This window comes from Rubinisphaera italica (assembly GCF_007859715.1).
GTDB lineage: Bacteria > Planctomycetota > Planctomycetia > Planctomycetales > Planctomycetaceae > Rubinisphaera > Rubinisphaera italica.
The window spans coordinates 2,633,745-2,647,559 of the sequence record NZ_SJPG01000001.1 but is presented as its reverse complement, the minus strand read 5'-3'; the positions used below and the strand labels follow the sequence as shown (position 1 = coordinate 2,647,559).

General features: G+C 48.0%; 8 protein-coding genes. 2 read left to right on the top strand and 6 right to left on the bottom strand.

The genetic code is table 11. The annotated features are described in order from the left end of the window. The first annotated feature begins 7 nt into the window (after positions 1-7). Positions 8-1,492 (top strand): sulfatase, encoded by a 1,485-nt coding sequence (locus Pan54_RS10025; protein ID WP_165441697.1) that lies wholly within the window; start codon positions 8-10, stop codon positions 1,490-1,492. Positions 1,493-1,496: 4 nt separating this feature from the next. On the opposite strand, the gene Pan54_RS10020 is transcribed toward Pan54_RS10025, so the two are convergent. From Pan54_RS10020 to Pan54_RS09995, 6 genes are all read right to left on the bottom strand, one after another. Beyond that, positions 1,497-2,753 carry a PQQ-binding-like beta-propeller repeat protein gene (locus tag Pan54_RS10020; protein ID WP_146503356.1) on the bottom strand — a complete coding sequence of 419 codons (1,257 nt, stop codon included), beginning with the start codon at positions 2,751-2,753 and terminating at the stop codon, positions 1,497-1,499. A 108-nt stretch (positions 2,754-2,861) separates the two neighbouring features. Next, the gene (locus Pan54_RS10015) at positions 2,862-4,340 is read right to left on the bottom strand and encodes a sulfatase (RefSeq protein WP_146503355.1); all 1,479 of its coding nucleotides are present in this window, start codon (positions 4,338-4,340) and stop codon (positions 2,862-2,864) included. Positions 4,341-4,399: 59 nt separating this feature from the next. Next, the gene (locus tag Pan54_RS10010) at positions 4,400-5,752 is read right to left on the bottom strand and encodes a DUF1501 domain-containing protein (protein WP_146503354.1); all 1,353 of its coding nucleotides are present in this window, start codon (positions 5,750-5,752) and stop codon (positions 4,400-4,402) included. Positions 5,753-5,804: 52 nt separating this feature from the next. Further along, positions 5,805-8,102, bottom strand: a complete 2,298-nt coding sequence (locus Pan54_RS10005; protein ID WP_146503353.1) for a PSD1 and planctomycete cytochrome C domain-containing protein — start codon at positions 8,100-8,102, stop codon at positions 5,805-5,807. Positions 8,103-8,268: 166 nt separating this feature from the next. Further along, positions 8,269-9,846: a hypothetical protein gene (locus tag Pan54_RS10000; protein ID WP_146503352.1), complete on the bottom strand. Its 1,578-nt coding sequence runs from the start codon at positions 9,844-9,846 to the stop codon at positions 8,269-8,271. A 146-nt stretch (positions 9,847-9,992) separates the two neighbouring features. Next, on the bottom strand, positions 9,993-11,930 hold the full coding sequence (locus Pan54_RS09995) for a multiheme c-type cytochrome (RefSeq protein WP_146503351.1): 1,938 nt from the start codon (positions 11,928-11,930) through the stop codon (positions 9,993-9,995). Between the two features lie 535 nt (positions 11,931-12,465). On the opposite strand from Pan54_RS09995, the gene Pan54_RS09990 reads away from it, so the two are divergent. Beyond that, entirely contained in the window at positions 12,466-13,740 is a 1,275-nt protein-coding gene (locus Pan54_RS09990) for a 2Fe-2S iron-sulfur cluster-binding protein (RefSeq protein ID WP_146503350.1), read from the top strand. Positions 13,741-13,815: the final 75 nt, after the last annotated feature.

The window sequence follows — 13,815 nt, the reverse complement described above, 5'->3', positions numbered from 1 at the left end:
AGAAACTATGAATCGGATATGTCTTGGTACATTATGCGTGTTCATTATCGGCTGCCAGCAATTGCACGCAGAGCAGCCTAAGCCCAATGTTCTTTTTATCGCGATCGATGATCTGAACGATTACATCTCTCCGCTTGATAACCAACCTGGCGTTAAAACTCCGAATTTTGAAAGGCTGGCCCGACGGAGTGTCACTTTTGCAAATGCCCATTGTGCGGCTCCGGCCTGTCATCCTTCCCGGGTTGCAGTGATGACAGGAGTCCATTCAGTGAGTTCGGGAATTTATACGAATTTGTTTAAAGCCCACGGACCACGCTGGAGAGATGAATCCCCGAAACTGAAAAATGCGACAACCATCTCTCAACATTTTAGAGATCATGGTTACTACGCAGTTGGTGGAGGCAAGCTCTTTCATACACTGCAGTGGACTCCTGGAGACTCTCAGAATGATCCGAATGTCTGGGACGAATATCGTGGAGATCCGCTCGATCCCATTTCCAAAGACTGGCCACGCCCTGAATTGATTTCCGATGAAAAATCAGGTTTAACTCCCGGTCGTCCTTTAGGCGGTCGCTATCAGTTATTTGGAGCCAAACCGTTGCAGGTGCCTGATGAACAAACGGGGGATCACATGGTTGTCGACTGGGCTGCTGAACAGCTTTCCAAATCACATCAGAAACCACTTTTCCTGGCCGTGGGCTTGTTTCGTCCGCATATCCCATTTGAAGTTCCTCAAGCCTATTTCGATATGCATCCATTGGAATCCATACAACTGCCAGCTCACCGGGAGGACGATCTCGATGATGCCAGAATTCCGGAACGACAACACTGGCACAAATGGGTCACTGATAACGGACAATGGAAAAAGTTTATGCAGGGCTATCTGGCATGCATCAGTTATACCGATCATCAACTTGGCCGATTGCTCGATGCCCTTGATGCCTCTCCATTGAAAGAGAATACAATCGTTGTTCTCTGGACGGATCATGGATTTCATATCGGGGAAAAAGAGAACTGGGAGAAATTCTGTCTCTGGGACCAGACAACCCGCGTTCCGCTCTTCATTCATGCTCCGGAGATGAGTGCCGATGGACAGACCTGCCAGCAACCAACCACTCTGACAGATCTTTTTCCAACCCTGTGCGAACTGGCAGACTTACCTATACCTGAACAATGTGAAGGAGTTTCACTGGTTCCACAAATCCGGAAACCAGAAGAACTAACGAACAGGCTCTCATTAACATCACACTGTTTCGGAAGTGATCAAACCCCTTCGCATGCGATTTCCGACACACAATATCGCTACATACATTATGCCGACGGCTTTGAAGAATTGTATGACTTAAATGCAGATCCCAATGAGTTCAAGAATCTAGCCGGTGGAACAGCCTATCAGGAAGTGAAAGACCGTCTTAAAAAAGAACTTCCAAACGGCTCCGCACCCCGAAGAAAAGTCCCAATAGATTCGATTTATAACTTAAAGAAACCGTAGTCACTCAATCAGAGATGCAAAACAGATGCTTGTCTCCACGGATGAAAAGTTGATCATCGACAGGGGAGGGTGTTGCATCGATTGTTTCTCCAAGACTGTTCGTTGAGACGATTTTTAGTTCAGGAGAATTCTCAATCACAACGGTGGTGCCATCGCGATCAGAAAGATAAATGTAATCTGGAGTTGCAACTGGTGAGGCGTAGATGTTGCTTAGCCCGATGCGTTCTGTACTGTAATAGGGTTCGCCGGTTTTCGCATCAACGCAGGTGAGAAGTCCGGTTTTTGCTTTGTAGTAGTAGAGTCGTCCTTCGGTCAGGAGTAGCGAAGCGATATCGGGCGTGTCACGATCTCGTGACCAGACGACATTGTCGGTCCCGCCGATATCTCCCGTTCCATCCAGTTCAAAGGCTCCGACAAATGCGCCTCGGAATCCACTTCCAACAATAACCAGTCCATCCAGCTGCACGGGTGAGGCGACTGGACGTTGTGTCTGGCCTCCACAACGCCACAATTCTTTCCCGGTTTCAAGATCGTAAGCACGGGCATAATTTTCGCCGTTCATGATAATCTGTTGCTGACCAGCATGTTCCACAATTAGCGGCGTTGCCCAGCAGGTTGGTTCATCCCGCTCCACTTTCCAGATCGTTTCGCCTGTCTTTTTATCCAGAGCAAACAAATACGATTGCCCTTCGTGATCCCAGGGAACAATCAACTTGTTGCCTGCCAAGGTTGGTGAACTCCCTTCACCGAACATATTTCGAGTTTGCATCTGGCCCAACATTTTTTTCCAGACCAACTCGCCATCCAGTGTGTAGCAATACAAGCCGCGCGAGCCAAATGAAACGTAGAGGTGTGTTCCATCGGTACATGGTGAAGCTGAGGCAAATCCATTGGTTTGATGCGTTCTCTCGTGAGGCTGGGCTTCGATAGCAGTCTTCTGCCAAACCAATTCACCATTGCTGCGGTTATAACATAGGGTCACGAATCGAAACATAGGCAAGCCAGCTGCACTTCGATCAATTTCTTCAGCGGAAGTTACATAGACCCGATCTTTCCAGATGATCGGAGAGCTCGAACCCCTTCCAGGAACTGCCACTTTCCATTTGATATGATCAGAGTCTGACCAACTGGATGGAGGGGTCGCGGTGGTCGAAACTCCATTACCTGCTTCTCCTCGCCAGTGGGGCCAGTTTTCCGCCACAGCAGCGGTCTGAAAACTCAGAATCAATGCCAGACATGTGAACTTCAATCCGTAAGACATTCAAAACTCCGTTGAATTTATTGCGATCAGTAAAAGCGAGCGTTGGGACTGTTCTTTTATCCTAGGAATGAATGAGCAGTTTTTCCAGAGGCAATTCAGCCAAAGTGATCAAAGACGTTCTGGATTGACAGGCACTTTCGGAGTTTTCCCAGAGGCTCGTGCTCGCAATAACGGACGAAGTTTCTCCATAATTGTCTTCGATTGAACATCTGGTTGAATCGCCAGATTATTGAATTCTCCCGGATCGGCATGATGATCGTAAAGTTCAGAGCCGTATTTGCCTTCTCCCCATTCTGTAAAACGATATCGTTCCGTTCGAATACTGCATCCCATGACTTGCTCCGGGAGCCGATCATCGGCTGGCCGCAAAACCTGTGTGATCGCATAACCCTCCCAGTCAGAAAGTGGATCATTCAATAAAGGGCTCAAACTTCGACCTTCCAGTCCTTCTGGAGATTGTATTCCTGCCAGTTCCGTTAATGTTGGATAGAGATCAACAAATTCCACAATTCGCTGGCAAGGTCCGCTGCCTTTTGAAGAAGGATTTCGGATGATTAATGGAGCTCTTGCTCCCTGTTCAAACAGAGTTCGTTTCTGCCAAACGCCATTGTGTTCACCGAGATGATAACCGTGATCACTCCAGAAAACGACAATTGTATTGTCAGTCAACTCGAGTGCATCGAGTGCATTTAACAATCGCCCGACCTGAGCATCAATAAAACTGACACAGGCATAATAAGCCTGAGTCGCCTTTAATAAAGTTGCTTCATCAAGGTTGTAATTAGGAACCGGGCAATTGTGCGCGAATGCAGCAGTGGGGATATCGTCACGGTCCCCTTGAGGTGCAAAAGGGAGCCGAAGCGTCTCCACCGGGTACATGTCAAAATACTTTTTGGGAGCGACATAAGGCGTGTGAGGCCGAAAGAAGCCAACCCCCAGGAAGAAAGGTTCCTTTTGCCTTTCCTGCATGAGCTTGATCGCTTCGGACGCAATCATTCCATCGGTTTGCTCGGTGTCCTCTCCTTCAGCTGCCAGCCAGCTCAAAGCTCCACTGATTTTTCGATGTGGTTCCGCATTATAGATTAAAGCTTCCTCAGCTTTATCCCGACCTTTCGGATTGACCGTTTGATTCCAGGATGGCGGATCATCAAAGCCATCTGTCCCAATAGCGGCTGGGACATTGTAGTGATAGATTTTTCCAACCCGAGCCGCAAAATATCCGGCGTTTTGAAAGGCTTGGGGCAGGGTGACCACATCCGGAACTTCATCTCGAAAATGTCGATCGAGATCGTAAACCTTAATGGTATCGGGCCGTAAGCCCGTCATGATCGAGGCCCGAGTCGGATTGCACAACGGAAGTTGATTATAGGCCCTCAGAAAACAGACTCCACTGGCCGCCAGTCGATCAATATTCGGGGTTTTTGCAATCAGATCTCCATAACATCCCAGCGTACAGGCCAGATCATCGACCGCGATAAACAGCACATTAGGTGGACGCTTTTGTTCGCTCGTCTTCTTTGCCAGAAGTTCGTTCGCAGAGACACAAACTAAGGTGATCAACAACAGAAAAGCGTGACAAGATTTCATACTGACCGTTTATCAAATGATACACTGAGAGATAACTTCAACTGGCGATACGCACAACTTTAGGCAAACAGTTCCGTCACAACCTTGCCACCTTCTGGACCAGTCAGACGATGGTCTCGACCGGCGTGCCAGTATTTCAAGTCGTTTGGTGGTAATCCTAAAGCATTCAGCATCGTTGCATGCAGGTCACGGAAGTGGACTTTTCCTTCGACCGCCCTCGCTCCTGTATCATCGGTCTTTCCATGAACGTACCCCCCTTTGACACCCGCTCCAGCCATCCAGAAGGTGAAACCACGAGAGTTGTGACCGGTTTCATCTTTTTTATTTCCGGGTGTGATACCAGGGCGTCCGAATTCTCCTCCCCAAACGACAAGAGTGTCATCAAGCATGCCTCGTAATTTAAGATCCTCGAGCAGTGCGGCGACAGGGGCGTCAGTCGCATTGCAATTCGCGGTCAAATCGCGACGATGATTTTTATGCTGATCCCAACTGCCGTGATTCACTTCGATAAACCTCACCCCCGCTTCCGCAAAACGTCTGGCTAACAGGCACTGACGACCAAAATCGCTGGGCTTGCAGGTTCCAATCTGTTCTGTATTCTGGCCAACACGATAACGCTCCAGAGTCGCTTTTGTTTCTGAACTCAAATCGAGCAGATCGGGAGCGGACATTTGCATGCGGAAGCCGAGTTCCATCGATTCGATGACACTTTCGAGTTGCTGATCCCCCGGACGCTCAAGCACATGTTGTTGATTCATTTGCTGAACGAAATCGAGCTGCTTTTCTTTTGACGAATAGGGCAAATGCGTACTGGTGACATTACTTATGGTCGCTTGTGCCATACTTTCGCCGTTAACGCCGATGGGGGTCCCATTATAAATCGAGGGGAGAAACGAACTGGAATAAATGGAACTTTTCGACGTGTTAAAACTGAGAAACCCCGGCAAATTCTGATTCTCTGTGCCGAGGCCGTAAGTGATCCAGCTTCCCAGGCTGGGGCGTTCTCGCAGGCGGTCTCCCGTATGGAGTTGCAGGAAGGACTGGGCATGAATTGTCGTGTCGGCATGCATCCCATTGATCACGCACAAGTCGTCGGCATGACGAGCGGTCTCAGGAAGCAACTCGGATATCGGGAGACCGCTTTCCCCATATTGCTTGAATTCAAACGCGGAGCCGGGATGCGGTTTGTCACCGGTTTGTGGTTTGTAATCGAACGTGTCCATGTGAGCCGGCCCGCCACTCATACAGAGAAAAATGACACGCTTAGCCCGGGCAGGCAATTGTGGTGTCTTCGCAGAAAGACTTCTTCCCGAACTCTCAGCCTGAGCGGGTTGCCCGCACAATGCCTGCAAAGCCAGATATCCAAAACCACAGGAAACGGTTTGCAACATGCTTCGACGAGAATGTGTCATAATGATGGCTCGATATCATATTAGTTTGAAAAATTATTGTCACATTTGCCCGCTAATCAATGTAGCGAAACTCGTTCGTCATCAACAAAGACTGACAAAAACTGCTCCATGATTTCAACTCATTCTGGGTTTCTGTCTGAGTGAAATCGATCAATTCCAGAGAAGCCTGCATTTCATCGGCACTGGGACTTCGGCACAGGATCTTCTCAAAGGTAAGATTAACTCGTTCTGAGGAAGTTGTATCGGAATCCAAAAGAATCTTCGCGAACTGTTCGGCTTGTTGAATGACAAAAGAATTGTTGTAGAGATACAATGCCTGACCTGGGACAATGCTGTCATCTCGTTTTCCCGTCACGGACGTGAACTCTGGCAGATTAAATGCAGCCAGTTCTGGTGGAGGTGAATTTCTCAAATAACATAGGTAAACACTGCGATGCCGATTAGGCTGATGGAGGTTGCCAGCCAAATTGACCAATATATCTCGATGACGAATCAGCGATCCTTCTCCCGGAGTCATATCGAGTTGACCACTGAGTAACAGTATGCTGTCCCTAAGCTCTTCGGCGGTCAGCCTGCTGCGATTGTGTCGGGCCAGTAATTTATTTTCCTCATCCCCTTTGAGAAGTTGAGAATCGACATTGCTACTCAGCTGGTACGTTCGACTCAAAATGATCTCTCGAATCATTTGCTTGACTGACCAGCCATTTTTCTGAAAACGAATAGCCAGATGGTCGAGCAATTGCGGATGCGTGGGAGGTTCTCCATATTTCCCAAAATCATCTGGAGTGCGGACGATTCCTTCGCCAAAAAGATGCTGCCAGATTCGGTTGACCATCACACGGGAAGTCAGTGGATGATTCTCATGAGTCATCCACTCTGCCAACTGCAAACGCCCACTGGTAGCGGAATCAATTCCTAAATGCGACGCTTCATCAATTTGGCAAGCTGAAAGAAATCCCCGTGGAACAACCTCGCCAAGCTTTTTGGAATCTCCATTGATATTAATTTTGCAGTCAGCCGGTTCTTTATTATCTCGAACGCCCATCGCCAGTGGCGTTCCGATTTCCCATTTTGGTTTCGGAATCGCTTTCGGCTTGCCAGTATTCGACTCCAGCAGCACGACAGTTTCAACAAAGTCCTCTGGTGGCATAACCTTCTCAGCCGCTTTCAATACATGCAGGTCGGTCGGTGGAGCTGTCAACTTTTCATTACCAGCCAGCCCCCACATTGTTTCGCTGCTGGTAAATAAGCCTGCCATGGCGTAGTAGTCTCGGGTTGGTATCGGATCGAATTTGTGATCGTGACACCGGGCACAGGCAACACTGATGCCCATCAAGCCTCGTCCAACAACATCAATTTGATCGGCGACGACATCCATGTGAAAATCGTTATTCATCGCCTTGGCAGGCTTAGCAGACAATGCCAGAAAACCAGTCGCGATGAGATATCGGTCTCGAATTTCAGCACTCTCAGCTGGCAGTAAATCCCCGGCCAGTTGTTCTTTCAGAAATTGATTGTAAGGCGTGTCATTATTGAATGATTCAATCACATAGTCACGATATCGCCAGGCATGAGGAAAAGTCGGGTTTCGACTCAAGCCATCATTTCCATTCGACTCGGCATAACGTGCCACGTCCAGCCAGTGTCTACCCCAGTGGACTCCGAACTGAGGGCTCGCCAGCAATTCTTCAACGATATTCTGAACTGCGACTTGCCCACGGCTATTAAAGTCCGTCACAAATTCCTCGACCTGTTTCAAGGTCGGAGGCAAGCCGATTAAATCGTAATAGAGGCGACGAACCAATACACGGGGAGAGGCTTCTTCGACTGGCGAAAACCCTGTAGATTCAATGCGTGCCAGTATAAATCGATCGATATCATTCCGAGGCCAATTGACTAATTTGACGTCTGGGACTTGGTGATCGACAACTGGTTGCAGCGACCAGAGATCCGATTCCGTTTTCTCTTGCTTAGGAACTGGAGCCGCCTGAGGAACTCTCGGATCAGGGGCATTCCGGGAAATCCAATTCACAAAGTCGTTGATGATCGCCTCCGGGAGCGGCTCCTCAGGCGGCATTTCTGTGCCATCGTATCTCAGTGCCTGGATGATTAAACTTTCTTCTGGCTTCCCATGGACTAGAGCCGGTCCAGATAACCCACCGCTCATCACTGTATCGCGAGTATCGAGCCTTAAGCCGCCACCCAGTTCAGTGGAATCAACTGAGTGGCATTCATAACAATGTTTGACGAGAACTGGACGGATTTTGTTTTCGAAGAAAGTCACATCTTCCGGAGAGAGGTCTTCTGCATTGAGAGTTGAGAGACTCCACAGCGATGTGAGTAGCAACATGCCAATAAATGAGCGTATTCTCAATAATTGCACGGCAAAGACTTTATGGCAGGAGTAAACGGGGGGAGAATCCAATAAGCAAAAGCTTATCAGTCATCACAGGTTGACTCAAGCCTAATCTACTTTTACAGAGACTCTCAGGCTGAATATTCCAATTCAAGTAGAACTAGAATTTTGATTGCAGTTCGAATCGAATTCCATGTCCGGGATCGATGGATTCCCGTTTGGAAGCGAAGGTATCCATGATAAAGAACCAGTGCTGATCGAGGGCTTTCTGATAGCGAATCCCGGTTGCGATCGCGGCATCGTTCGTGCCGTCTGTATCCTGCCGTCCACCAATTTCCCAGATAATCTGCTCGCGTGTATCGCAGAAGAATAACTGATAACCAAGACTTCCGCCGATTACATTACTCGCATTGTTATCGAGTGGGGCACCATAGTTACCCAGACCGGCTGCCGAAAACAGGAGTCCTGTTTGACCAAGTGGTCCACCACCAAGTGGACCACGGGAGGCAGATGTGAATTGATCGATTCCCCAAAAAGTATTGAGGAAAATCAAATCATTTGTGTGATGCGGGGTCCACGAAAGTTGATGAAAAAGCAATTCTCCCTGACCAGCCAGATTTGTTTCTCCATTTGTTGGAAACGAGGCGAGAATATGAGCGGAAGAGTTGTAGGTGTTTTCAAAGCCATGAATTCGTTGAATAGCACTTAAGCCCATCACCGCCAGATCATCCGCTCCGCTATTTGACCAGACATAGGCAAAGTCGGCATTAATAGTACTGGAACGAATATCGGTTTCTGTAAAATAGCCGATCATCTGATTGTCGTTACCAAGAACATTTGGCCCGGTGAGGTTATCCCGATTAATATCATTCCAGGCATACACGAATGTGCCCCGATAATTGAGGATACCGTTGCCATTGAGTGTATTCCGCGTGATCGTCAATGCGTCAATGCGATCTTCATTAATCATCAATCCCTGCTGAAATGACATCGGCTGACGACCGACTGAAAAACCATAATCGAGTGCCCTGCGATCATATGGATCCAGATACGGAAAGATTTCTCCAAAGTCGCCTTCAAAGAACAATGTCTGAATCTGATCGTTCAGGCCATCGAGTCCACTGCTGTTGCGGAAATCGTATCCGGAAAATTGTCGGGTGCCGTTATTCTGTTCATCTAGAGGTCGCAATCCGAGCAGGACTCGTTCGGTGCCGGAGAGGTTTAATTGTGTAAACAAATCCAGGCGATTGGCCCACTCGGTCACATCAGGTGAGACACCATTCTCGAAATGATTGATGCCTGTCCGGAATGTACCAAACACCCACAATGAAGGTCGCCAGATTGCACCAGTCGGCGTGACAATTCCCTGTCGCAAAAATCCAGGAGCAAGAAACTCTTCATTGAGTTCCAGCAACAAAGGAGGCCTGTCCGGCACAGGTTGAATGCCAATGGCGTGTCGGTCTAAACCTGTATGAGGTTCGACATGTTCTGAACAGAGGAGATGCTCGAACAGATGAGCCATGGGTTCAGCGGGGGATTCCAGTGCATGAAGAAAGCCTTCGCTCAATTCCGAGAACAAAGGAGGTTCTTCTTCGACGACAGAATGATCGTATTGAACCGGGGGGGCAAACGGACTGATGCTGCCCGGTCCCGAGTAATAATGAAAATCGTGGAGTTGGAATTCTTCTTCAGGAATGATTAATTCGCTGGCACTCTCTGGAGGTAGTGGGAGAGGCAAGAGTTCCAGGGAATCCTCTGCGATAATATTCGACTGTAAACTCGAGATTACCAGACAACAACCACAGCCGCGCAGCATTATACTCAACGCTAATTTGCGAAAACCTTTATTCCATATCTGAGTATCTCGTCGATTCATAGATAGAACTATTTCACCTGCACCTGTTTGATGCATTCATGCAAAACCAGATGCCCTTCAACGACACCTCGAGCCACATCGCTGGCACTCATACAGTAGTCAAATCCGACATCTGAGATTTCATGAACAAGATTGACGGGAACCATTCCGGCTATCAATTGCACTCGAACCGTATATGTTCCACACCCCTGCATCTGATGTCGTCCCAGTTCATAATGACCACGAGTGATTCCATAAACTTCGATATTCTGCTTATGCTTTCTGGCTCCCTGAGGCCGACCGAGAACTGTAAATGGTCGAGTTTCCGGCCGCGTATAGGGCAGGGGATCTAATGAGTAAGGCACATTGAGCACCTGTTCCCGTTCGCCTCCGCGAATATTCCGTGTGACAAAGCGAGACTGAAGTGAAAGCAGACTGCGATCCAATGGAAGTTCACCATTGTGGACATAGAGCGAGTGACTATCGCGAACATCGCCATTGGGATCGAGATCGCCCGACTGGAATACGAGCCGTCCTTTGGGATCCCAGACATGCACTCGCAAAAATACAAGCCGTTCTGCATCAAAGCCAGTTGGCACACCGTGGCCAGTTGTGCCGTTCATCACAGGAACTTTGAATTCAAGATGATCATCATCGCAATGCAGCACTTCAACATCGCCCAGCCTATAGCCAACTCTCAGGAGATGTAATCGGGCTGAAGTCGCTTCTGCCAGCAATTGATATTGATCGTTCAGAATCTTACGAGCAGCAATTCGTTTCTGGGGATTATCCCAGGGTGACGGGAAATGCCTGTTTGCTGAAACCGTTCGTTCAAACTCAGGCTTCCCCCAACCGGCAGCATCATCGAAATAGAGCCATTGTTTCATTGTGGCGAGTCCGGTTTCCTGAACAACACCTTCAGTCGCCTTGTCAATCAAATCGACTTCGTACTTTTCTTTGATGGCATTCAGGTGGTGTGGAAACAATCCTCGATGAATGATGGAATAATCCGGCCCGATCATCATGTGATTGGAATGCTTACGGGGCGGGGTGGCAGTATTCCCGACAATCGCAGCCGGACCGTAAGAATACCCCTTTGCCTCCCCAGGAATTTTGCCCATATGGCAATCCTGACAGTTCTGCCCATCGACCAGAGCAGCAGGGGAATGCTTAAATTCCGAAAACGCATCTTCAAGCCGGAAGCCGTTTGGCGCGAAGACATCATGACACGTACCGCAGAAACCAGGTGTCGTCAACTGGAAGAAGCGATACGATTTGGAGTGAATATCGCGTCCTCGAACATCAGGCTCTTCTCGAGTTTTCAAGACGCCGTAATGATCGGGATTCGAGAGAACTTTGTTCAATTCCCGACTGCCAATCGGACCATAAACTGCTTGATGAATATCTCCCGGCACCAAAGCCTGTCGTCCCGAACCTTTCCCCCAGGCTTGATTAATCCGATGACAATCCACACAAGTCACACCTTCCCGGGAAGTAGGATGCCGATGCAGATTGCTCATATTCATTGGCTCGTTGATCGCCATGCCAACTGGTGTATGACAACGAATGCAGAAATCTCCCAAAGTGCCATTATTGAGTTTGTTCAATTTATTCGACATCGCATTGAATACTGGACTCAACTGAGCATAGGCATGAGGTGATACAGACCACTCCCGATAATGCTGCGGGTGACAAACCGCACATTGCTTCGCAGAGGGGAAGCAATCATTCTTGAAGCAATCGGCATGCGCCTGGTCGATCGCCTGTTTGAGGACTTCATCTTTATCGCTGACGACATACTGAGCTAAAGCGGAATATTCCTGCTGCGATAACCCTTCAGAATCCTCTCCACCCGTCTGTGCAAAAGCGGGTACAGAACCAGTCAGTAAGAAAACGAACGTACACAAACCTGCCTTCCAGCAAGCAAATACGCGAATCAGAGTCTTGTAATGAGAAAGAGACGTCATTAAGAACCTGAACAAATGAAAAAACGCGACTTGCCCCAGGCGATTCACATAGGATGGACAGGCGCAGACTGCAATATCGAAAAACAAAGAGTTAAAAGCAAAATCGGTATATTCAGATTTATAGCTGACTGAAACTCGATCATTAAATTTCGAGTTTGTATGATCGAAACGCCTTGCCCGCAAACTTTACCAGTTCGCCCCAAAGTGACGGGCAACATGCTGGTCGTGGAATATTGACTCAGTCTGACTGCTAAAGGGAACCTTGGTGTCTGGTATGATATAAACCATTTGACTTGTGCCTTTTGATCAATGATTGACTCGGTAGTTAACCGATGACTTCTCTCATTGATCAAAATGATTTCAATGTTCATTCGTGGAAAAGCGGAACACAGCACGTTAAGTGAACTGGGAGATCTTGCTCTGGAAAACCGATAAGAGAGAGCAGCGGAATTAATTTTCATTTCAATTCATAGTCAGTATTTATTAACCTATACTTGATATGAATTGAACTGTATCACTTACGACGTAACGATTTATGCAAATTTTAGGTGTCATTCTGGTCGCTTTGGTTTCTGTACGATTATTGCAGTCGATTATTGCTGCAGTACAAAGTCATTCCAATGCGAGACATCGTACGCAACGGACTCTCCAATTGCTGGACGAGCAGATTGCGGCGGTTCAGGCGCTCCGAGTGCAACGTGAATCTCAGCAGATGCACTGGAATGGATATCGAAAGTTCAAGTTGAGTAAAAAGATAAAAGAGGCAAGGGATGTCTGCTCTTTTTATCTGGTCCCTCACGATGGCAAGCCTCTGCCTCGATATCTTCCAGGCCAATTTGTCACCTTCCGCTTTCAAGTGCCAGATCCCAATAAGGGGCAAATGAAATCTGTCGTGCGCTGCTACTCACTCTCGGAAGCCCCGCGAGAGCAGTATTACCGAATTACGGTCAAGCGCGTTCCTCCTCCCGCGAGAACGAATATACCTCCCGGCTTAATTTCTAATTATTTGCACGATCAGGTTAACGTCGGAGACCTACTGGATTTGCAAGCTCCTCGAGGAGAATTTTCACTCGATCCTGCCAATAGTAAACCCGTCGTGCTTATTGGCGGTGGTGTTGGAGTGACACCAGTCCTGAGTATTGCGAATGCCATTCTGGAATCGGAAACTGGTAATGATGTCTGGTTTCTTTACGGTGTCCGCTGCGGCGAAGATCATGCCATGCGAGACCATTTGCGACAACTGGAACAGAAGCACGAGAATTTTCACCTGCATGTCCGTTATAGCCAACCAGGAGAGAATGATCTCTGCGAACGCGATTATGACACATCCGGCCACATCGACATCAATTTGATAAAAAGTCTCGTTAAAGTTACCAATCTGGATTTTTACATCTGCGGTCCACCTCAAATGATGGACTCCATCGTAACTGGCTTACGCGACTGGGGGGTTGCTGAAGATCATATCCATCGGGAAGCATTCGGACGGGCAACTCTCAGTAAGGTCGCCAACAAAGACGAGACTCAACTCAAGCACGATAAGCTGGATTCGAAAAAAACGCTGTCGATTCAATTTAATCGATCAAACCGAAATTTGACATGGGATGGATCACACAATTGTCTTCTGGATCTGGCACTTGAAGCAGGTATCAATATCGACTCAGGCTGTCGTGCAGGCAGTTGTGGTTCCTGTGAGATCGCAGTAAAATCAGGTGAAGTCGGCTGCAGGGTTGAACCTGGTATCAATATCGATAAAGGTTCCTGCCTCGCCTGTATTTCCTATCCCAAAAGCGAACTCATTCTGGATGCCTGACTTATTCCTTTGACGTAGTATCGATTGACATTGCATCTGAAATCCTTGTTTAACAGCCAAATGGAAACCATTCAT

What these genes read in the sequence shown, in the direction of transcription:
- Pan54_RS10025 (WP_165441697.1), top strand. Translation starts at nt 8, where the DNA reads ATGAATCGGATATGTCTTGGTACATTATGCGTGTTCATTATCGGCTGC.
- Pan54_RS10020 (WP_146503356.1), bottom strand. Translation starts at nt 2,753, where the DNA reads ATGTCTTACGGATTGAAGTTCACATGTCTGGCATTGATTCTGAGTTTT.
- Pan54_RS10015 (WP_146503355.1), bottom strand. Translation starts at nt 4,340, where the DNA reads ATGAAATCTTGTCACGCTTTTCTGTTGTTGATCACCTTAGTTTGTGTC.
- Pan54_RS10010 (WP_146503354.1), bottom strand. Translation starts at nt 5,752, where the DNA reads ATGACACATTCTCGTCGAAGCATGTTGCAAACCGTTTCCTGTGGTTTT.
- Pan54_RS10005 (WP_146503353.1), bottom strand. Translation starts at nt 8,102, where the DNA reads ATGTTGCTACTCACATCGCTGTGGAGTCTCTCAACTCTCAATGCAGAA.
- Pan54_RS09995 (WP_146503351.1), bottom strand. Translation starts at nt 11,930, where the DNA reads ATGACGTCTCTTTCTCATTACAAGACTCTGATTCGCGTATTTGCTTGC.
- Pan54_RS09990 (WP_146503350.1), top strand. Translation starts at nt 12,466, where the DNA reads ATGCAAATTTTAGGTGTCATTCTGGTCGCTTTGGTTTCTGTACGATTA.